At 41.7% G+C, this 20,886-nt stretch carries 16 protein-coding genes and 1 tRNA gene; 10 read left to right on the top strand and 7 right to left on the bottom strand.

Annotated features, from left to right (window positions below; all coding sequences use genetic code 11):
* Positions 1 to 74: 74 nt before the first annotated feature.
* Positions 75 to 803: a DNA repair protein RecO gene (gene recO, locus ACESQI_RS01205; RefSeq protein WP_002558765.1), complete on the bottom strand. Its 729-nt coding sequence runs from the start codon at positions 801 to 803 to the stop codon at positions 75 to 77.
* Between the two features lie 287 nt (positions 804 to 1,090).
* On the opposite strand from recO, the gene ACESQI_RS01200 reads away from it, so the two are divergent.
* The 3 genes from ACESQI_RS01200 to gyrB all read left to right on the top strand — a co-directional run bounded on the left by ACESQI_RS01200 (position 1,091) and on the right by gyrB (position 3,626).
* A tRNA-Glu gene (locus tag ACESQI_RS01200) sits at positions 1,091 to 1,162 on the top strand.
* A gap of 39 nt (positions 1,163 to 1,201) precedes the next feature.
* Positions 1,202 to 1,456 carry a 30S ribosomal protein S20 gene (gene rpsT / locus ACESQI_RS01195; RefSeq protein ID WP_002558763.1) on the top strand — a complete coding sequence of 85 codons (255 nt, stop codon included), beginning with the start codon at positions 1,202 to 1,204 and terminating at the stop codon, positions 1,454 to 1,456.
* A gap of 202 nt (positions 1,457 to 1,658) precedes the next feature.
* Positions 1,659 to 3,626 carry a DNA topoisomerase (ATP-hydrolyzing) subunit B gene (gene gyrB / locus ACESQI_RS01190; protein ID WP_002558762.1) on the top strand — a complete coding sequence of 656 codons (1,968 nt, stop codon included), beginning with the start codon at positions 1,659 to 1,661 and terminating at the stop codon, positions 3,624 to 3,626.
* A 120-nt stretch (positions 3,627 to 3,746) separates the two neighbouring features.
* On the opposite strand, the gene ACESQI_RS01185 is transcribed toward gyrB, so the two are convergent.
* Both ACESQI_RS01185 and gpmI read right to left on the bottom strand, forming a co-directional pair.
* The gene (locus ACESQI_RS01185) at positions 3,747 to 4,328 is read right to left on the bottom strand and encodes a DUF3109 family protein (protein WP_278510805.1); all 582 of its coding nucleotides are present in this window, start codon (positions 4,326 to 4,328) and stop codon (positions 3,747 to 3,749) included.
* Between the two features lie 119 nt (positions 4,329 to 4,447).
* The gene (gene gpmI / locus ACESQI_RS01180; RefSeq protein WP_002558760.1) at positions 4,448 to 5,962 is read right to left on the bottom strand and encodes a 2,3-bisphosphoglycerate-independent phosphoglycerate mutase; all 1,515 of its coding nucleotides are present in this window, start codon (positions 5,960 to 5,962) and stop codon (positions 4,448 to 4,450) included.
* A 264-nt stretch (positions 5,963 to 6,226) separates the two neighbouring features.
* On the opposite strand from gpmI, the gene ACESQI_RS01175 reads away from it, so the two are divergent.
* From ACESQI_RS01175 to ACESQI_RS01165, 3 genes are all read left to right on the top strand, one after another.
* Positions 6,227 to 7,153, top strand: coding sequence for a magnesium transporter CorA family protein (locus ACESQI_RS01175; protein ID WP_002558759.1), 927 nt, complete (start codon positions 6,227 to 6,229; stop codon positions 7,151 to 7,153).
* Positions 7,154 to 7,460: 307 nt separating this feature from the next.
* Positions 7,461 to 9,254 carry a hypothetical protein gene (locus ACESQI_RS01170; RefSeq protein WP_007483436.1) on the top strand — a complete coding sequence of 598 codons (1,794 nt, stop codon included), beginning with the start codon at positions 7,461 to 7,463 and terminating at the stop codon, positions 9,252 to 9,254.
* 30 nt (positions 9,255 to 9,284) lie between these two features.
* Positions 9,285 to 10,754, top strand: a complete 1,470-nt coding sequence (locus tag ACESQI_RS01165) for a DUF5723 family protein (RefSeq protein ID WP_007483434.1) — start codon at positions 9,285 to 9,287, stop codon at positions 10,752 to 10,754.
* Here the strand turns inward: ACESQI_RS01165 and ACESQI_RS01160 are convergent.
* Both ACESQI_RS01160 and ACESQI_RS01155 read right to left on the bottom strand, forming a co-directional pair.
* Entirely contained in the window at positions 10,743 to 11,345 is a 603-nt protein-coding gene (locus tag ACESQI_RS01160; protein WP_007483432.1) for a ribonuclease HII, read from the bottom strand. The genes ACESQI_RS01165 and ACESQI_RS01160 overlap by 12 nt on opposite strands.
* 213 nt (positions 11,346 to 11,558) lie before the next feature.
* On the bottom strand, positions 11,559 to 13,763 hold the full coding sequence (locus ACESQI_RS01155) for a sodium-translocating pyrophosphatase (RefSeq protein WP_025866618.1): 2,205 nt from the start codon (positions 13,761 to 13,763) through the stop codon (positions 11,559 to 11,561).
* A 480-nt stretch (positions 13,764 to 14,243) separates the two neighbouring features.
* Here ACESQI_RS01155 and ACESQI_RS01150 point away from each other — a divergent pair, with 480 nt between their 5' ends.
* The 4 genes from ACESQI_RS01150 to ACESQI_RS01135 all read left to right on the top strand — a co-directional run bounded on the left by ACESQI_RS01150 (position 14,244) and on the right by ACESQI_RS01135 (position 18,223).
* On the top strand, positions 14,244 to 16,202 hold the full coding sequence (locus tag ACESQI_RS01150) for a heavy metal translocating P-type ATPase (RefSeq protein ID WP_373125375.1): 1,959 nt from the start codon (positions 14,244 to 14,246) through the stop codon (positions 16,200 to 16,202).
* Between the two features lie 2 nt (positions 16,203 to 16,204).
* Positions 16,205 to 16,621: a Fur family transcriptional regulator gene (locus ACESQI_RS01145; protein ID WP_002558752.1), complete on the top strand. Its 417-nt coding sequence runs from the start codon at positions 16,205 to 16,207 to the stop codon at positions 16,619 to 16,621.
* A gap of 78 nt (positions 16,622 to 16,699) precedes the next feature.
* Entirely contained in the window at positions 16,700 to 17,758 is a 1,059-nt protein-coding gene (locus ACESQI_RS01140) for a YhcG family protein (protein WP_373125374.1), read from the top strand.
* A gap of 15 nt (positions 17,759 to 17,773) precedes the next feature.
* A complete protein-coding gene (locus tag ACESQI_RS01135) occupies positions 17,774 to 18,223 on the top strand; it encodes a serine hydrolase (RefSeq protein WP_256142184.1) in 450 nt (149 codons plus the stop codon).
* Positions 18,224 to 18,252: 29 nt separating this feature from the next.
* Here the strand turns inward: ACESQI_RS01135 and ACESQI_RS01130 are convergent, their stop codons facing one another.
* On the bottom strand, positions 18,253 to 18,573 hold the full coding sequence (locus tag ACESQI_RS01130; protein ID WP_002558749.1) for a heavy metal-binding domain-containing protein: 321 nt from the start codon (positions 18,571 to 18,573) through the stop codon (positions 18,253 to 18,255).
* A gap of 87 nt (positions 18,574 to 18,660) precedes the next feature.
* A complete protein-coding gene (locus tag ACESQI_RS01125; RefSeq protein WP_373125373.1) occupies positions 18,661 to 20,871 on the bottom strand; it encodes a RagB/SusD family nutrient uptake outer membrane protein in 2,211 nt (736 codons plus the stop codon).
* Positions 20,872 to 20,886: the final 15 nt, after the last annotated feature.

Here is a 20,886-nt window from a genome sequence, read left to right as displayed (position 1 = left end):
ATGGCAGACAACATTTAGCGTAAAACTGATTAATAATAAATCAGCTCACCGCAGAGGACATAGAGACGGAGCAACTAATCGAATAACTCTTTCAGCACATCTAAAGATTTCAATAGCGGAAAATCGGGTAAGTGCAACCGATAATACTCATTAATAATGGTGAGGCAACGTGCCCGTTCTGTACGGTTCATACCGAAAATATGCATCGTATCATAATTCATTCGCATCAAACCAATAAGACGAAATGCCTCCTGCGGACCAATATACGACGAATGCAACTGCGGACGAAGCGAAGTAAAACAAGCATTCAACATATCAAAATAATCCCCTTCATGATAATCCTCCAGATTGGGATATAACCCCAAAAAGCGGGAAAGACGCATTAAAAACACCAAATGGAAATTGGCAAAACTCTCCCGGCATTCATCCAGCCAGGTAATGGAGTGAATCAGATAAGCAAACAACGGACGGTTTTCCGCTTCCTCACGAATGGCACGGTAAAGAAATTCCGCCAGAAAAAGAGCGATAGCTGACTTATATGGATCGTAAGGAATTGAAGAGAAAGGAAAAAAGGATTTTGCCTCTTTTATCTTATAAAGAGTAGCATTGGGGCGGTAATCTGCCTCAAACTCTATCAAAGAAAGTGGTTGAAACAATACGGACTTTACTGCCGCTTTTCTCGAACGTGGTACCGAAACTAAAAAAGAGGCACGTCCCAACAGCTCAGTATACATCTCAACGATATTAGATGTATCGTTATATTTCAGTGTATGAAGAACTATCCCAACCGTTTTTTGTAACATTTCTCTTCTAATTCTAATCCAATACAAAACTACAAAAAAAAGCGGAATGTTAGTAACTCTTCTCCTACTACCTAAAAAAAAGAGTTTCTATGTGACATTTTTTTTGCTACATTATTTCACTGATAATCAGAAGAAAGTCAGGTATAACATAAGGAATAGGGTAACTTTTTATAAAAAAAATCTTGCGAAACATTTGCTAATTCAAAAAAAGTATCTACCTTTGCATCCGCAATCGAGAAACAAACACTCGAAAAGCAAAAGAAACGGAAACGCTTCAAAGAAATGATGGCCCGTTCGTCTATCGGTTAGGACGCAAGATTTTCATTCTTGAAAGGGGGGTTCGACTCCCCCACGGGCTACAATTAAAAAAATAAACGAATTAAAACAGATTAGTCGAGATGGCAAATCACAAATCATCACTAAAGAGAATCAGACAAGAAGAAACAAGAAGACTTCATAACAGATATTATGGCAAAACCATGAGAAATGCTGTTAGAAAACTTCGTTCGACTACTGACAAAGCAGAAGCAGCTGCTATGTATCCAGGTATCACCAAGATGCTTGATAAGTTGGCTAAAGTGAATATTATTCACAAGAACAAAGCCAGCAACTTGAAGTCAAAATTGGCTATCTACATTAATAAGCTTGCTTAATATAAGAAATTAGCACTACTTCATACAACACTGAGACTGAACTTTTTAGTTCGGTCTTTTGTGCGTTAGGATCTATTTATTCAGGTAGTATCTTCTTCTTTTCCACTACTTACCAGTATTCGTGTTTTTTCACCCTTTATTCTTCCTCAATCCATTTTTTTTTGCTATTTTTGCTCTGTTATTATAACTTAGAAAGGCAATTATGAGCGAAGACTTATTCTCCCAAGTTCCCCAGGACAACGGATCGTATTCAGCCGACAGTATTCAGGTCTTAGAAGGTCTGGAAGCTGTACGCAAGCGCCCCGCGATGTACATCGGCGACATCAGTGTAAAGGGACTTCATCACTTGGTATATGAAATCGTTGATAACTCTATCGACGAAGCGTTAGCAGGTTATTGCGACCACATTGAAGTCACAATCAACGAAGATAATTCAATTACTGTACAGGACAATGGACGTGGTATTCCTGTAGACTTCCACGAGAAAGAACAAAAATCTGCATTAGAAGTAGCTATGACGGTACTTCATGCAGGAGGAAAGTTTGATAAAGGTTCCTATAAAGTTTCAGGTGGTCTGCACGGTGTAGGTATGTCTTGTGTAAATGCACTGTCTACCCACATGATCAGTCAGGTTTACCGTAATGGTAAAATCTATCAGCAGGAATATGAAATAGGAAAGCCACTTTATCCTGTAAAGGAAGTAGGCGAATCCGAACATACCGGAACAAGGCAACAGTTCTGGCCGGACAATACAATCTTCACCGAAACAGTCTATAAGTATGAGATTCTGGCTGGACGTATGCGTGAACTTGCTTACTTAAATGCAGGAATTAAAATCACGTTAACAGATCGTCGTGTAGTTAATGATGAAGGCAAATTCAAACAAGAAATATTCTACTCAGAAGAGGGTTTGAAGGAATTTGTTCGTTATCTGGAATCCTCACGTGATCACCTGATCAATGATGTAATCTACCTGAACACAGAGAAACAAGGTATCCCCATTGAATTGGCTATCATGTATAATACCGGATTCTCGGAGAACGTTCACTCTTATGTAAATAACATTAATACCATAGAAGGCGGTACGCATCTGGCCGGTTTCCGCCGTGCGCTTACACGTACTCTAAAGAAATATGCCGAAGACAGCAAAATGCTGGAAAAGGTAAAGGTAGAAATCTCCGGTGATGACTTCCGCGAAGGCCTGACTGCCGTTATCTCAGTCAAAGTAGCCGAACCTCAGTTTGAAGGACAAACTAAAACGAAGTTAGGCAACAACGAAGTAATGGGAGCCGTAGATCAGGCAGTAGGTGAAGCATTGGCTTACTATCTGGAAGAGCATCCTAAAGAAGCCAAACTGATTGTTGATAAGGTGGTACTTGCTGCAACAGCTCGTCACGCTGCCCGTAAAGCACGTGAAATGGTGCAACGCAAATCTCCAATGTCCGGTGGTGGACTTCCGGGCAAACTTGCCGACTGTTCAGATAAGGATCCGCAAAAATGCGAACTATTCCTCGTCGAGGGAGACTCAGCCGGTGGTACGGCAAAACAAGGTCGTAACCGTGCATTTCAGGCCATCTTACCATTACGTGGTAAGATTTTGAATGTAGAGAAAGCCATGTATCACAAAGCACTTGAAAGCGAAGAGATCCGTAACATATATACAGCGTTAGGCGTTACCATCGGTACAGAAGAAGACAGCAAAGCAGCCAATATCGATAAATTGCGTTATCATAAGATTATTATCATGACCGATGCCGACGTCGATGGTTCTCACATCGACACATTGATCATGACCTTCTTCTTCCGCTATATGCCGCAGATCATTCAGAATGGCTATCTGTATATTGCTACACCTCCACTTTACTTGTGTAAAAAAGGTAAAGTAGAAGAATATTGCTGGACGGATGCGCAACGCCAGGCATTTATTGACACCTACGGTGGTGGTTCTGAAAATGCTGTTCATACACAACGCTATAAAGGTTTGGGTGAAATGAACGCCCAGCAGTTGTGGGAAACAACGATGGATCCGGAGAACCGCATGCTAAAACAAGTAAATATTGAAAACGCAGCAGAAGCTGATTTCATTTTCTCCATGTTAATGGGTGAAGATGTAGGACCGCGCCGCGAATTCATTGAAGAGAATGCAACGTATGCAAATATCGATGCATAATACGTAATTATTTACCAACCTCACATCTTACAACGAAGAAGCGCCGGGAAACAAAGGAAAATCCTCTGTACCGGCGCTTTTCTTTTTAAGAAGAAAGGCTGGAATACCGCCTTGTTCCAATCAAATAAAATGTTGTTTCTTTAATTCTTCGGCAGTAACTTCCAACTCCTGGTACCACTCTTCTCCGAATTTACGAATAAGTGGTTCTTTCAGAAATTTATATACGGGTACATCTTCTTTCTTCCCCAACAACACGGCTGCCTTACAAATATCCCAACGGTTGTAATTAACAGCTTTATAAGGACCATAGTCGCCTACACGAATAGGATACAGATGGCAAGACACAGGTTTGTAGAAATTTACTTTCCCTTCGCGGTAAGCTTTTTCAATGGCACAATAACAATAACCTTTTTCATCGTAACAAGTAAACACACAATCCTTATTGTTTACAATAGAAGTCACAATATCTCCCTCTTGGTCAGTATACACCACCCCTTGTTTGTCAATAATGGCACGAGCCTCCGGAGAAAGCTCTTCCCAAATCACGGGAAGTACCTCTTCCAGCTTCGCAATCTCATCGAGTTCTACCGGAGCACCGGCATCTCCTTCGATGCAACATTCGCCTTTACAAGCCTTTAGGTTGCAAATGAATTTTTCGCGAAACACATCTAAACTTACTACAACATCTCCTATTTGAATCATCCACTCAATCTATTAAAAAGCAGAGACGCATTGAATACACCTTGTACCCTTATAAACATTTCATTCGTGTTTGCAAAGCTACAAGACGCATGCAGTGCGTCTCTATCATAAATTATATATTACTTAATCAGTACGTTACCATTCATCTCTGCCGGTGCTTCAAGTCCCATAATCTTCAGGATTGTAGGAGCAACATCAGCAAGACGGCCATTCTCTACTTTAGCATCCTTATTTTCTGTAACATACACACAAGGAACCGGGTTCAAAGAGTGTGCTGTATTCGGAGTACCATCTTCATTCAAAGCGTGATCGGCATTACCATGATCAGCAATAATGATAGCTTCATAGCCCTGCGCCTTAGCTGCTTCAATTGTTTCTTTTACACAAGCATCTACAGCAACAACCGCTTTCTCAATTGCATCATAAATACCGGTATGGCCTACCATATCACCATTGGCATAGTTCACAACGATAAAATCATATTTATTCTCGTTGATGGCAGCCACCAGTTTATCTTTCACTTCGTAAGCACTCATCTCCGGCTTCAAGTCATAAGTAGCCACTTTGGGAGACGGAACCAAGATACGGTCTTCATTATTATATGGAGTCTCACGTCCACCGTTAAAGAAGAATGTTACATGTGCATATTTCTCTGTTTCGGCAATATGAAGCTGTTGCAAACCTTTGGCAGCCAGATATTCACCCAAGGTATTCATTACATTTTCTTTATCGAACAAGATATGAACACCTTTAAAAGAAGCGTCATATGGAGTCATACAATAATACTGCAACCCCGGAATAGTATGCATACCTGCTTCCGGCATATCCTGCTGAGTCAGTACTACAGTCAGCTCTTTCGCGCGGTCATTACGATAATTAAAGAAGATAACAACATCGCCTTCTTTAATTGTACCATCCACATTCGCATTAACAATCGGCTTTATAAATTCGTCAGTAATACCTTCATCATAAGATTGCTGCATTGCCTGAACCATATCTGTAGCTTTTGCACCAATACCGTTTACCAGCAAATCATATGCTTCTTTCACACGTTCCCAACGTTTATCGCGATCCATTGCATAATAGCGACCAATGATAGAAGCAATCTTACCGGCTGATTTTGCACAATGCGCTTCCAACTGTTCGATAAATCCTTTACCGCTCTTCGGATCTGTATCACGGCCATCCATGAAACAATGAATGTATGTATTCTCAACACCATATTCTTTGGATATATCACAAAGCTTATACAGATGATCCAATGAACTGTGTACACCACCATCAGAAGTCAATCCCATGAAATGAATATTCTTTCCGTTTTCTTTAGCATAAGTAAAAGCAGAAACAATTTCGGGGTTCTTCATGATGCTGTTATCACGACATGCCAGATTGATTTTTACCAAATCCTGGTAAACCACCCGTCCGGCACCAATATTAAGGTGTCCTACTTCTGAGTTACCCATCTGTCCATCGGGCAAACCCACGTTCTCACCACTTGCCTGAAGCTGAGAATGAGGATACGTTTTTAGCAAATAATCCCAATAAGGAGTGGGAGTATTAAAAATTACGTCATCTTTTCCGTGGTCGCCTATTCCCCAACCATCAAGGATCATTAAAAGGGCTTTCTTACTCATAATATTTAAAATTAATTAATTGGCTTTCTTTAATTCGGGTGCAAAGGTACGAAAAAGATTATTTTAATCACAAAAAAGGAGAATAAGGTGCACTCTTATAAGAAATATTCCGTACTTTTGCTCCGCTTTTAAAAATATTAAGAATATAAATATGGACGATTCAAACCCGCGAACGTGCAACAGTATTAACTAAAAGCGAACAGAGCCATACAAGCGTCATGATGCCTCTGTTCGGATTAAAAACAAACGAAAGGAGGCAATAAGATGAGAAAATATCTTTATTGTGAGGCTGGCTTTGTGGAAAAATCACAATGGCTACCCAATAGCTGGGTGAACGTAGTATGCCCCGATGCAAATGATTTTGAGTTTCTGACTCAGGAATTACAAGTCCCGGAATCTTTTTTAAATGATATAGCCGATACCGACGAACGTCCTCGTACAGATACGGAGGGGAATTGGTTATTGACTATTCTTCGTATACCCGTACAAAGTAATCAGAACGGTATCCCATTCAGCACCGTCCCCATTGGCATCATTACCAACAATGAAATCATTGTTTCCGTATGTTATCACAACACGGAATTACTACCGGATTTTATTGAACATACCCGCCGTAAAGGGATCATAGTACGCAATAAATTAGACTTGATTTTACGGCTTATCTATTCATCGGCAGTATGGTTTCTGAAATACCTGAAACAAATTAATGTTGATATCACCGCAGCAGAAAAAGAACTGGAAAAAAGCATCCGCAACGAAGATCTTCTGCGCTTGATGAAATTACAGAAAACACTCGTTTACTTCAACACCTCTATTCGTGGTAATGAGGTGATGATAGGTAAACTGAAAAGTATTTTTCAGGATACTGACTATCTGGACCAGGAATTAGTGGAAGATGTCATAATCGAATTAAAGCAAGCATTCAATACCGTGAATATCTATAGTGATATCCTTACGGGAACCATGGATGCATTTGCCTCTATCATTTCCAACAATGTGAATGCGATCATGAAACGCATGACAAGCCTGTCTATTACATTGATGATACCTACACTGATTGCCAGTTTCTATGGAATGAATGTAGATATACACATTGATGAAGTGCCACACGCTTTTGCATTAATCGTATTATCTTCAGTAGTGCTTTCTGCAATGGCGTTCATCATATTCAAAAAGATTAAATGGTTCTAAGAGAAGGGGTAAGAAGAAGGGAGAGTGGAGAAGGGAGAAGTACTATGTAGCGTGACAGGGCAACAACTTTCAACTTTTCATTAAATAACTTTTTTCATTTCCAACGTTCAATTTTCCATTTTTAATTAAATCAGGTCCAAACAGACAGAAAGAATGCTTAAGTGGTTTAAATAGCCGCTTAAGTGTTCTTTTTGTTGTAAAACAAAGAATATCTGCAAGATGCATTTCTTGCACAAAGTTTGTGCCGTTTGATTTATTTGTTTATTTTTGCAAAAAGTACTACTATCGTGTTAAAAAGGAATGCATTATGAAGAAAAAACACTTAAAACTCGGCTCATGTGCCCTCATGGCCTCATTACTTACACTATCCTCTTGTGTGGATAACGATTATGATCTTACTAAAGACATCGACTTAACCATTCAGGTGGGCGGAAGCGAATTCGCTATTCCCGGAGGAGAAACTGAGCCGATAAAGCTAAGTAAGATACTGGATATTGAAGAAGATGGCGTTGTAAAGATCGACAATGAAGGCAATTATTATCTGTTGCAGGAAGGATCGGAACAAACCACTTTCATCTCAGTGTCCGGATTCGAGATCAACAGTCCAAGAATCAACCCAATAACCCCGGAACTCACATTCCCCATCCCTCCGTTAGCAGGTATTCCGCCAACAGATATCCCCGCTTCTCTTCCTAACCAAAGCACAAGCTTTGAGCTAAATAGTGACAACCTGCCTACAGATATAGAATCTCTCTCTTCCATCAATATGGGTATGGAAGCTGTGATTCACCTTTCATATTCGGAGCCGGTGGCAAGCAAGCTCCACCTGACAGAACTAAACTTAACCTTTCCTCAATTTATCAAATCAAACAGGCTACAAAACGGAATATTGAAGTTGGAAAACGAAGTAGCCACCAGTACCGACGGTTATATAACCACAATCCCCGTAGATGGCATCGATTGTAAAGCAGACGGTGTGACCTTTACCAAAGGAACTGACTTCTGTAAGCTCCTGATAGAAGGAACAATTTTGCTGGACGGAAAAGTCAGCCTCAACACCGGAGATGTGGATTCGAGATATGAAAACCAAACAGTTTCCGTACACCTGAACGTAGACATCACACTGCGAGATCAACAAACCAAACAGCACATTATCAGCATAAAGAGTGTAAAAGGCGTTGTACAACCGAAGATTAACATCGACATCGCCCCTGTAACTTTGTCAGAACTTCCCGACTTCCTGGACGATGAACAGGTTACTCTGTCCGTACAAAACCCGATGGTATTCTTCACAGCCCAAAACAACACACCGGTCAAAGCAAATGTAAACGGAACGATCACTGCTTTCACAGATAAAGACGGTGTAAAGAAACCAATAGGAGACCCGGTAAATAATCCTGTGAAATTCAGCTTCACTTTAAACAAAGACGGGGATGGCAGCAAACAACAGTTCTGTCTTTCGCCCATCGATCCTAACAAACCAGACGTAAAACATGTAGAAGTGGCTAACCTGCCTACACTCATTAACAAAATACCAGATATATTTGAATTTGCTGTAGAAACCAAAGCAAGTACTGATGAGACAGAAGTTTTATTAGGACACACTTATGAAATAATGACCGATTATGATGTGAATGTACCTTTCGTATTTGGTAAAAACATCACAACGATTGTTTACAAAGACAGTGTAGACGGTTGGTATGACGACTTGAAAGACTATGAAATACAACAGGTGAACGCTACCGCTACTGCTTTCAACACAATCCCGTTAGGATTGAACCTCACAGCTAAAGCACTGACAGTAGATAATCAAGGAAAGGCAGAAGAACTGAAAGGTGTAACTATCACAGTAATAGTTGATGGTAAAAAAGACGGTACCATCAAAGCCGGTAAGAATAATACAGCCGCTGAAAGTACATTAGTCATTGAAATAAAAGAAACGACTTCCGGAGCTGTCAAAAGACTGGACGGACTTGCTTTCGAAATCGTAGCAGCATCAGCAGAAGATGCAGAGGGACAACAACTGAACGAAAACCAGACGTTGCAATTGAAGAATGTACGCCTAAAAGTACCCAATGGTGTAATTATAGATTTGAACTAATTTAGATGTATCAAAAAAACGAATAGAACAATGAAACACTATAAATTAAAAGCCACACTGGCTTCACTCTTTATTCTCTGTACTACAGGCGTAGGGGCACAAAGCCTCAACTCAAGCTATTTCATGGAAGGCATGACTTACCGTCATCAGCTCAACCCGGCATTTATGAATGAAAGTAATTACATCAATTTACCTTTCTTCGTATTAGGTAATTTCAATGTAGGTCTTCAGGGTAATGTCGGAGTGAATGACTTCCTTTATAAATATAATCAGAACGGATATAAACTGACAACGTTTATGAATCCGACTGTTAGCAACCAAGAGTTTCTGAGTAACCTGCATACTAACAACCATCTCAGCGTAAATCTTCGTATGCCTATTATTGCATTTGGTTTCCGTGGTTTCGGAGGTTTCAATACATTTGAGATTGCATTCCGTTCTAATACCTCCGTCAACCTACCATACGGACTTTTTGATTTTATGAAAACAGGGATGAGCGACGAAGGCGGAACTCATTATAGAGTAAAAGATCTCACAGTACGTTCCAACAATTATGCAGAAGTAGCTTTAGGACATTCTCATGAGATCATTAAAGATCGCCTGACAATAGGTGCTAAAGTTAAATTCCTGGTAGGAGGTGCTAATGCAGAAGCAAAAATCAAGAGAATGGACATCACAATGGGACAGGATGAATGGCTCATAGATGCCGAAGGCCAGGTAGAAGGTTCATTAAAGGGTGGTTACTTTGAAAGTAAAGAACCCGACGAACACGGTAAACCCGGAGAAATTGACGGTTTTGATATCGATGGTCCCGGTATAGGTGGTTACGGAGTTGGATTTGATTTGGGAGCTGTATACAAAATGGACGATTATGTAGAAGGACTTACCCTTTCGGCTGCTCTACTTGACCTCGGCTTCATCAAATGGAATAACGGTTTGAAAGCTAAAATGCAACATAATTACACTTTTAAAGGATTCGAAAACCCAATCGCAGTAAAACCGGGAGAAGGTGAACCGGGAGACATCGACGACGAATTGGATAACTTAGGAGATCAGTTTGAAGAATTTATCAAGTTCTATGATGATGGAACAGTTAAGAGCCGTACCACCAAACTGGCTACTACGATGAATATCGGTGCCGAATACGTGCTTCCTTATTATAAGAACCTGAAATTCGGTTTACTTTCATCCACACATTTCAATAAGCCTTTCACATGGTCGGAAGCACGTCTTTCAGCCAATGTAGCCCCGGTAAGATGGTTTGAGGCTTCTGTAAACTATGCAATAAGCAGTTTCGGTTCGTCATTAGGATGGGTACTGAATTTCCACCCGAGTGGTTTCAACTTCTTCATTGGAACAGACCACATGATAACCAAAGTAACCCCACAATATGTTCCGGTAGGCAATGCTAATGCAAACGTAAGTATGGGATTCAACATTACCTGGGGAAAGAAGAAGGCCAAAAAAGTGGTAACAACAACTACAATATCAGAATTCTAAGGATAACTGACCGTCACCCAACAGGTTGAAGGTCATCCGATGATAAGGAGAAACACCGTGTTCGGCAATAGCTGCACGGTGTTTTTTTGTGGGATATCCTTTGTTATGATTCCAATCATAATAAGGAAATTCTTCATGCAACCGGTTCATATAATCATCACGATAAGTTTTCGCCAGGATAGAAGCAGCAGCAATGGACAGATACTTCCCGTCCCCTTTTATCACCGTTGTATGAGGTATATCAGTATACTTTTTAAAACGATTACCATCGATAAGAAGATGTTCCGGGCGTACCTTGAGTTGATCTACCGCACGATGCATGGCAAGGAAAGAAGCATTCAGAATGTTTATCTCGTCTATCTCTTCAGGAGATACAATCCCAACAGCCCAGGCAACAGCTTCCCGCTCAATAACCTCACGCAAAGCATAACGTTGTTTTTCGGTGAGCTGTTTGGAATCATTCAAGAGTTCATTCTTAAAATCTACCGGAAGAATAACGGCGGCAGCATAAACAGAACCGGCCAGACAACCACGCCCAGCTTCATCACAACCGGCCTCCACAAGACCTTCATTCAAATAAGGTAATAGCATAATCGCTTTATTTAGTTGAAAATTGAAAGTTGAAAGTTGAAAATTAGCTGCGCGATTATGCTACGTAGCAACTTTCAACTAATAGCATAATCATCCTTACATTAAAACGGCACAAAGATAATTATTTAGTTGAAAATTGAAAATTGAAAGTTGAAAATTACTATGCAGCGTTATAGCGCAGCCAATTTTCAACTTTCAACTTTCAATTTTCAACTAAAACAAGCTCCAGGCAACAGTCAGACCTGCCATAACAATGGCAACCATGCTCATAAGCTTTATCAGGATATTCAAACTCGGACCAGATGTATCTTTAAACGGATCACCAACGGTATCGCCCACAACAGTTGCTTTGTGTACTTCGCCGCCTTTGCCACCTAAATTGCCTTCCTCTACATATTTCTTTGCATTATCCCAGGCGCCACCGGCATTAGCCATAAAAATAGCAAGTACGAAACCACTGCTCAGACCACCGATAAGTAAACCAACAACTCCCGTCACTCCAAAAATGACTCCGGTAAGAATAGGAGCAATAATGGCTATAAGTGAAGGAATAACCATTTCACGCTGAGCACCTTTGGTGGAGATAGCCACACAACGTTCGTAATCGGGTTCTGCCTCTCCGGTCAGGATACCTTTTATCTCACGGAACTGACGACGTACTTCATCCACCATATGCCCGGCAGCGCGACCAACAGCATTCATTGTCAATCCACAGAAAAGAAAAGCCATCATAGAACCAATAAAAATACCGGAAAGCACCTTTGGATTCATCAAAGTGACATCATAGTAATTCATGAAATCCACAAAGGTAGCATTGGCAGTAGCTATAACATCGCCATTGGGCATCGTCAGTTCTATTGTCCCCAGACGAGTCAGTCCAATACGGATCTCTTCAATATAAGAAGCAAGCAAAGCAAGCCCCGTTAATGCAGCAGAACCAATGGCAAATCCTTTACCGGTAGCAGCTGTTGTATTACCCAATGAGTCGAGGGCATCCGTACGCTTACGTACCTCCTCACCCAAGCCGGACATTTCGGCATTCCCACCGGCATTGTCAGCAATCGGTCCGTAAGCATCCGTAGCAAGGGTTATTCCTAATGTAGAGAGCATACCTACGGCAGCAATGCCAATGCCATAAAGTCCCATACCGACATTATCAAAGTCGAAACCGGAAGCAAACAGGAAAGAAGCTATAATACCCACTACGACAGCCAATACAGGAATAGCCGTAGAAAGCATCCCCAGACCAATACCGGAGATGATTACTGTAGCCGGACCAGTCTTACCGCTCTCACTCAACTTTTGGGTAGGCCGATAGGACTGGGATGTATAATATTCGGTAGAACGGCCGATGATAATACCAACCACCAATCCGACTACAACGGCACAAGAAATCCACATCCAGTTTTCGAGCTGTAACAGCCAAAGGATAAAGAAAGTAGCCGCTACTATCAGTACCGAACTCAGATTTGTACCGAAAGCAAGGGAGTTCAACAAGTCTTTCATCTTAGCATTCTCTTTGGTACGCACCGAGAAGATACCAATAATAGAAAGCAGAATACCCACAGCAGCAATCAGCATCGGGGCAATAACGGCTTTAAACTGCATCACGGTGTCACCTGTATGAATAAAGGCAGCTGCCCCCAATGCGGCGGTAGCAAGGATAGAGCCACAATAAGACTCATAAAGATCGGCTCCCATACCAGCCACATCACCTACATTGTCACCTACATTATCGGCAATGGTGGCAGGGTTTCGCGGATCATCTTCTGGTATGCCTGCTTCTACCTTCCCCACAAGGTCGGCGCCCACATCGGCCGCTTTGGTATAAATACCGCCACCCACGCGGGCAAACAATGCCTGTGTGGAAGCTCCCATACCGAAAGTCAGCATCGTAGTAGTGATAATACAAAGTTTATGGGTAGGGCTCAATACATCAGCCGGAATGGCCCAATTCAACAATAGATACCAGAAAGATATATCAAGAAGCCCAAGGCCTACCACTACCAGTCCCATAACGGCACCACTACGGAAAGCGATCCTCAGCCCGGCATTTAGAGAAGTACGGGCGGCATTGGCTGTACGTGCAGAAGCATAAGTGGCCGTTTTCATACCAAGAAATCCCGAAAGCCCGGAAAAGAAACCACCGGTCAGAAATGCAATAGGTACCCAGGCATTCTGTACCTGAAAACCGTAGGCCATAATAGAGAACAGGACTACCAGACCGAAAAAGACCCATCCCACAATCTTATACTGTTGTTTCAGATAAGACATGGCACCTTTGCGCACTGCAGCAGCAATTTTAATCATTTGAGGAGTACCTTCACTCTCTTTCATCATTTGCTTATGGAAATAATAAGCAAAGCAGAGAGCCAATACAGAGGCTGCAGGAACCAGCCAGAAAAGCAAGCTATCCATAGAATAAATTTTTAGAGGTTTACGAAAGGCTAAAAGTATTGATTCCAAACGAGATAAGCAAATAAAAAAGAAAGAAAAAAGATGTCGGATTACTTGACTTTAGCTTTTTTATATCGTATCTTCGTCAACGTAATCATAAGGTAGATTCAGTTAAACTACATTAGAAGGAGAGAGCCGCAGCTTTCTCCTTTCTTCTTTTATATACGGAAGATATGCCTTCTTTCTTCGGTATTTTTTAAGTATTTCCTCGGTATATAATGAAAATTACACGGTATGTTACGGTTCATTACATACTATGTTACGATGCAAATGATACTATGTTGCGATGCAAATGACATTGTGTTGCGATGTAAATGCTACTTTCTTCCCGAATAGTTGCTTTTTAGTTAAGAATCAATAAATCAGCTCTTGACAAGATTGCAACCCAGTTGCACATGCAAATGCTCTATCTTTGCATCAGAAATCAATAATAGAATCATTATGAGCTGTAACTGTTGTCACCCTTCCGGCTGTAGCCCGGAAAAGAAAAAGAACGAATATATACCGGCTATCATCAGTTTTACCATGCTAACAGTAGGAATGATACTCAATCATTTCAATCTGTTTACGCTGCCGGGCAGTGCTCTGATATGGTATACAGTAGCCTACCTGCCCGTAGGATGGCCTGTATTGCGGGAGGCTTTCGGACGACTCTGTCACGGAGAGTTCTTCAATGAATTTATGCTAATGGGCATCGCCACCATCGGCGCATTCTGTATCGGCGAGTATCCCGAAGGAGTGGCAGTGATGCTATTCTATTCCATCGGAGAAGCTTTTCAGGATCGTGCGGTGGGGAATGCACAGCGAAATATCAAAGCACTGCTCGATGTTCGTCCGGAAACAGCAACAGTCATCCGTGATGAACGTCCGGAGACAATGCACCCCGAAAATGTTAAGGTAGGAGAAACCATCGAGATAAAAGCCGGAGAACGCGTCCCTCTTGACGGAATGATGCAAAACGAGCAGGCCTCTTTCAATACAGCAGCACTAACCGGAGAAAGTCGTCCTCGAACCATCCGCAAAGGAGAGACGGTGCTTGCAGGAATGATTGCTACCGACCGGGTAGTACGACTTACAGTAACCAAACCATTTAATGAAAGTGCACTTGCCCGAATACTTGCCATGGTACAAGAGGCCAATGAGCGGAAAGCACCTGTAGAGTTATTCATACGCCGGTTTGCACGGATATATACCCCTATCGTTACGGGATTGGCAGTACTTATCGTTCTCCTCCCCTTCCTCTACTCATTGGGAGTGCCTGCATTTGATTATGTTTTCAGAGACTGGCTTTACCGGAGTCTGGTCTTTCTGGTTATCTCCTGCCCTTGTGCACTCGTTGTCAGTATCCCTTTAGGCTATTTTGGAGGTATCGGAGCAGCTTCCCGCGCCGGAGTCCTGTTCAAAGGGGGAAACTATCTGGATGTTATCACTCAGATCAACACCGTAGTGTTCGACAAGACCGGAACCCTCACCAAAGGGGTGTTTGAAGTACAGCATTTAGAGAGCGTGCTCTCTTCCGATACAGAGTTATTGCAATACGTTGCCTCTGCCGAGCAGAAAAGCACACATCCGATAGCGCGTGCCATCGGTGAATATGCGATCCGAAAGGGAGTAACACTCCTCCCTGCCACAGACACAACAGAGATACCCGGACATGGACTGAGAGTTATCATAGCCGGGCACGAAGTACTGGCAGGTAATCCCCGTCTACTCTCCCGCTACAACATTGCCTACCCGGCAGAGTTGAATGTTTCGGCAGATACCATTGTAGCCTGTGCGATAAACGGAACATATGCCGGATATCTTCTTCTGGCCGATACTCCCAAAGAGGATGCAGAGATAGCTATCCAGGCATTGAAAGCATTAAATATTGATAATATACAAATTCTTTCGGGCGATAAACAAGCAATTGTTTCTAAATTAGGGGCGCAATTGGGAGTATCTCAGGCATACGGCGATCTGCTACCCGAAGGAAAGGTTGCCCATATCGAACAACTGAAGGCCAATCCTGCCCACCGCATTGCTTTCGTAGGAGACGGTATCAATGATGCACCTGTACTGGCAATGAGCAATGTGGGTATCGCTATGGGAGGCTTGGGTAGTGATGCAGCCATCGAGACAGCAGATGTAGTGATACAAAACGACCAGCCGTCTAAAGTAGCAACTGCCATACGCATCGGTCGTGCTACCCGACGGATTGTCTGGCAAAACATCATTCTCGCTTTCGGTGTAAAACTAGCCGTATTGCTATTGGGTGCCGTTGGCATGGCTACCATGTGGGAAGCTGTGTTTGCTGATGTAGGCGTAGCTTTGCTGGCTATCCTGAATGCCATACGAATACAGAAGCAAGGCGCTTCGGATCAGTTTACATCCGGCATGAACAATGAAAACAAAAAATGATTATGGAAGAGAATATCTACCTCGACAAATTAGGACAACGGGATATTAAGCCAACCGCTATGCGGTTGCTTATCCTTCGAGCCATGATGCAGTTCAACCGGGCTTTCAGTCTGCTCGATCTGGAGACGTATCTGGATACTGTGGACAAATCTACACTCTCACGCACTATTAACCTTTTTCTGAAACATCATCTCATACATGGTATCGACGATGGTTCAGGCTCACTAAAGTATGCCGTATGTGGGAATGAATGCAACTGTGACATTAATGATCTGCACGTACATTTCTATTGTACTAAGTGCCACAAGACATATTGCTTGCGGAATATACATATCCCGGCAGTCAGCCTGCCACAACATTTCACTGCGGAAAGTATCAATTACGTGATAAAGGGCTTGTGTGATCATTGTTCGCATTGACAAAAAAAGATTCGGTTAGCGTTCTCTTTATATATATCTTTTGTTACCTTTGTGTCTCATCATACTATTCAACACACAATGGAACAGCTTTATGGATTGCAAGAAGACTACCGACAATGGCTCACAGAGCTTAAATCAAAAATACGTTTCAGCCAGATAAAAGCGGCAGTAGCCGTTAACAGTGAGCTCATCCGTCTATATTGGAACCTCGGGCAACAGATTGTAGAAAAGCAAGAGAATGCACAATGGGGAAGCGGATTCATAGAACGGCTTAGTAAAGACTTACAAATGGAGTTTCCGAATATAGGCGGGTTCTCTTATCGGAATCTAAGACGTTGCAAACAGCTCTATCTCTTTTATAATCAAGGCAATACAATTCGGCCACAACTTGTGGCCAAATTAGAAGACGATTCTTTATTCCAAATCCCCTGGGGGCATCACGGACTCATAATGGAACGGATCAAAGTTGTTCAGGAAGCCCTCTTCTACATCCACAAAACCATCGAAAACGGATGGAGTCGTGCCATATTAGAATATCACATCGAAAAAGACCTCTATCATACTCAAGGCAAAGCTATCAATAACTTTTCTACCACTCTCCCCGAACCTCAAAGTGAACTCGCCAACGAACTTATCAAAGATCCGTATCATTTCGATTTCCTCCAACTTTCAGACAAAGCATTGGAGCGCGACATTGAAAATGGTCTTGTACAACACATCTCACAATTTTTATTGGAGATGGGACAAGGCTTCGCTTACATGGGACGGCAATACCTGCTGAGAGTAGGTAAAAAAGAGTATAGATTGGATTTGCTATTCTATCATACAAAACTTAAGGCCTATATCATTATCGAATTAAAAGCGAAAGAGTTCGAACCCGAATTCATAGGTAAACTCAATTTTTACGTATCAGCTATTAACGAACTGGTACGTGATTCCCAAGACCGCCCCACCATCGGTATTCTCCTCTGCAAAGGAAAAGATGACTATGAAGTGGAATTCTCGCTTCGAGACATCAACAAACCTATTGGAGTCAGTACTTATACTTATAATGAACTTCCGGAAGAAATCCGACAAGCGCTCCCCGGCCTGCAAGAGCTGAAAGAACAATTAAACGAATATGACCGTTTACAGTAAAAAACAATCTGCAATATGAAGAAACCAATAATCTCATGTATTCTCTTCTGTTTAATCCTGTTGCCAATACAGGGACAAGAAATAAACACAGCCAAAATCGATTCTTTTCTTAATCATATCGAGAAGTATAATCAAGGTATTGATTCTGTGGCCATTTCCAAAGGAGAGAAAACGGTGTATACACGCCGTTTCGGACAAAATAATCTGAATAAGAAACAAAACGGTGAAGCATTCAAATATCGTATAGGCTCCATCACCAAACTTATGACGGCTACACTGGTTGAACAACTTGTGGAACAAGGCCGGCTCAGTCTAACCGAGACATTGGATACTTACTTTCCCAATATCCCCAATGCCCCCAAAATCAGTCTGACTCAATTACTGAATCATAGTAGCGGATTAGGCATTTATATTCTAAGAAATGACAGTCTGTACTTTTGGACAAAACTCCCCCAATTGTTATAACTTTACTAACAATCAGAGGAGTCCTGTTATTATTCTATCACTACCGCCGTTCCGGTAGCAGTTACCATCAACATGCTACCACTACCCCCAACGGTTTCATAATCCAGGTCAACGCCTATTACAGCATTAGCCCCGAGCCGGGCAGCCTGTTCTTCCATTTCCTTTATCGCCGTTTCTTTAGCTTGACGGAGCACTTCTTCATAAGCACCGGAACGTCCACCTACAAAATCACGAATACCGGCTAAAAAATCACGAAATACATTGGCACCGATGATCGTCTCACCGGAAACAATTCCATAATAGTGAATTATTCTTTTCCCTTCAATAATGGGAGTCGTTGTTACTAACATAATCTTTTCTTTGTTTATTGGTTATTTACGTTATTAGACGCACAAATAACCGGAAAAGTTGCAACTGCTGTCCAATTTAATTCACAATTATTTCCATCCCGGATTCTGAACAAGGTTCCGACTCGTATCTATGTCATGCTGGGGAATGGGCAATAACTGTTGATAATCTTTTATATTCAACAGCTCAACAGCCAGATTGTTGCGCCGTAAGAATGAAAAATAGCTACCAAAACCCTTCAATTCACTTTGCCAAACCGAGCGTAAAGATTCGATAAAGTTAACTTCAGAAATTAAGGGTAGATTCCGTGCTTGTGTTACTTTATTCGAATAAGCCATTGCCTCAGCCCGGTTGCCTAAATGATAAGCACATTCAGCAGCAGATAACAGGACTTCGGTATAAGTCACAAAAGGTACATAAGCATTGCCTTTCAAAACAGATTCAGATGACTGCTGTAGGGAATCAGTACGTAGCCCCCAGACGATTTCACGGGAGTTCAATCCCAGCGAAGTTTCCGAAGAGGACTCCAAGGCGTATACCCCACTGTCAATAATCCGTTTCAGATAATTATAAGCTTGTGCATAGGATTTCTGATGCAGATACATCTTAGCCAATAACGCTAACGAAGCACCTTTCGAAGGATACAAAACGCCCTCAGGAGTATCAAACCCACCCGGTTCCAGCTTACTATGCTCCACACAATAATTCAAATCATCTATAAAATTCGCAAACAAATTCTCACTACCCAGTTGTTGAGAGCCCCCAAGCGGATCATCATAATTTATCACATAAGGAACATTCTCCCACCAGAATGCTAACTGGAAATACTGAACGGCAGCTAACTGATGAATATAGGCCATAAAGGAAGGGGCTTCAACGACTCCACCTTTTTCAAGTATATAATCTAACATCCTGATTCTGGAAATAGCATTATATGCCTTCCTCCAAATATTCAGTATTTCATTGTCACGGGGAGTCAATGTATGCTCATAAATGGCATGATAAGGCGCATTCCTGCCATCAAAGCTTTGTGTATAGTAACCATCCAAATTGGAAAAGTCCTGCATGGAAATCATCATTTGACTGGCTATACCGGCAATAACTGCTTGTCCACCCTCTTCAAACTCGATCTGTTTAGAAGGATCTCCGTTTTGTGTAATCCTCAGTTCTGCAGAAAGTTTTCCACTTGTAGTATAGACAGTAATAGATTCTCCTTTTATCAAAGCTCCATCAGCAGGCCGGGCAACGATAACCAGTTCATTCCCCTCAATCGTTTTCGTATAATTAATATCAGTATATTTAAAAACCTTCAGACTCTCCTCAAAGACAGGTTCATCCGGTATCCCAGCCGGTCTCTCTAAAGTTACCGGCACTTTACACTCTATCTTAATACGGAAAGTTCCTCCCTCCGCAGGAATAGACAACTCTTTTTTATCAAGCGTCAGTGTCATATCTCCTCCGGCATCGGGTTCATTACCGGCAATACCATCACCATCCCAGTCAATAAAATAATTCAGGTTTGGGACAGTAACATCCATATTCAACTTCTTATAGCGGCTGATGATGTTATCTGATATGTCATTTACATCCAACATCATGGCATCCTCCCGGAGTTGTTTTTTTGTATTATCCATAAACGTACCTTCCGCTTTGAATTCGGCACTCAGTTTGGCCAAGTATTCCGTTAATTCAGCATCCGTACGATCTCTCAATAAAGTAGAAGACACAACGATTAATGCACCGGCTTCATCAGTACCGGAAGCAATAGAAAAGTTACAAACGTCCTTTTCGGCATAACGTTCCAGCCCAAAGCTCTTCAAAACTTCCTTTTGGACTTTTGCATCAGCTTCATTAAAATCTGGCTTGTTATTCCTAAGAAGCTGCATCATACGTTGCGTTTTCAGGTGGGTAAGAATGTTGATATTAGCCTGTTTATTATCAGCCAAATTGACTATTGACTGCAGGGATATCTGTCCGGTAGACAATTCCCCGTCTACTTCATTAAAATAATATCCGTCAGCTGTCAATAACACGTAAGAGGAATTCAATTTAATCTCTCCCAGATTAAAAGAGCCATCATCATCAACAATAATACCCTGATAAACCTCACCAGTCAGATTATAATCCTTATCCAATGCTTGCGCAGTAATTTTGGAACCATTTATAAAAGGTCCTTTTTCTACTTTACCCGTTACTTTATAGAGTTTCGGAGTAAAATCATCCTTATTATCTTCTTCACATCCGGTTACGAATGCCAAAAGAAAAAGTAAACAGAAATAGTTTAGCAGTTTATGTTTCATAGTTTATGTTATTGT

Origin of the sequence: Bacteroides sp. HPS0048 (assembly GCF_964240755.1) — a bacterium.
Classification (GTDB): domain Bacteria; phylum Bacteroidota; class Bacteroidia; order Bacteroidales; family Bacteroidaceae; genus Bacteroides; species Bacteroides nordii.
The sequence above is the reverse complement of the archived record's forward strand: the minus strand, read 5'-3'. Positions and strand labels throughout refer to the sequence as shown.

Bases quoted from the DNA above. Each gene is read 5' to 3' on its own strand.
- recO (WP_002558765.1), bottom strand. From the start codon at position 803: ATGTTACAAAAAACGGTTGGGATAGTTCTTCATACACTGAAATATAAC.
- rpsT (WP_002558763.1), top strand. From the start codon at position 1,202: ATGGCAAATCACAAATCATCACTAAAGAGAATCAGACAAGAAGAAACA.
- gyrB (WP_002558762.1), top strand. From the start codon at position 1,659: ATGAGCGAAGACTTATTCTCCCAAGTTCCCCAGGACAACGGATCGTAT.
- ACESQI_RS01185 (WP_278510805.1), bottom strand. From the start codon at position 4,328: ATGATTCAAATAGGAGATGTTGTAGTAAGTTTAGATGTGTTTCGCGAA.
- gpmI (WP_002558760.1), bottom strand. From the start codon at position 5,962: ATGAGTAAGAAAGCCCTTTTAATGATCCTTGATGGTTGGGGAATAGGC.
- ACESQI_RS01175 (WP_002558759.1), top strand. From the start codon at position 6,227: ATGAGAAAATATCTTTATTGTGAGGCTGGCTTTGTGGAAAAATCACAA.
- ACESQI_RS01170 (WP_007483436.1), top strand. From the start codon at position 7,461: ATGAAGAAAAAACACTTAAAACTCGGCTCATGTGCCCTCATGGCCTCA.
- ACESQI_RS01165 (WP_007483434.1), top strand. From the start codon at position 9,285: ATGAAACACTATAAATTAAAAGCCACACTGGCTTCACTCTTTATTCTC.
- ACESQI_RS01160 (WP_007483432.1), bottom strand. From the start codon at position 11,345: ATGCTATTACCTTATTTGAATGAAGGTCTTGTGGAGGCCGGTTGTGAT.
- ACESQI_RS01155 (WP_025866618.1), bottom strand. From the start codon at position 13,763: ATGGATAGCTTGCTTTTCTGGCTGGTTCCTGCAGCCTCTGTATTGGCT.
- ACESQI_RS01150 (WP_373125375.1), top strand. From the start codon at position 14,244: ATGAGCTGTAACTGTTGTCACCCTTCCGGCTGTAGCCCGGAAAAGAAA.
- ACESQI_RS01145 (WP_002558752.1), top strand. From the start codon at position 16,205: ATGGAAGAGAATATCTACCTCGACAAATTAGGACAACGGGATATTAAG.
- ACESQI_RS01140 (WP_373125374.1), top strand. From the start codon at position 16,700: ATGGAACAGCTTTATGGATTGCAAGAAGACTACCGACAATGGCTCACA.
- ACESQI_RS01135 (WP_256142184.1), top strand. From the start codon at position 17,774: ATGAAGAAACCAATAATCTCATGTATTCTCTTCTGTTTAATCCTGTTG.
- ACESQI_RS01130 (WP_002558749.1), bottom strand. From the start codon at position 18,573: ATGTTAGTAACAACGACTCCCATTATTGAAGGGAAAAGAATAATTCAC.
- ACESQI_RS01125 (WP_373125373.1), bottom strand. From the start codon at position 20,871: ATGAAACATAAACTGCTAAACTATTTCTGTTTACTTTTTCTTTTGGCA.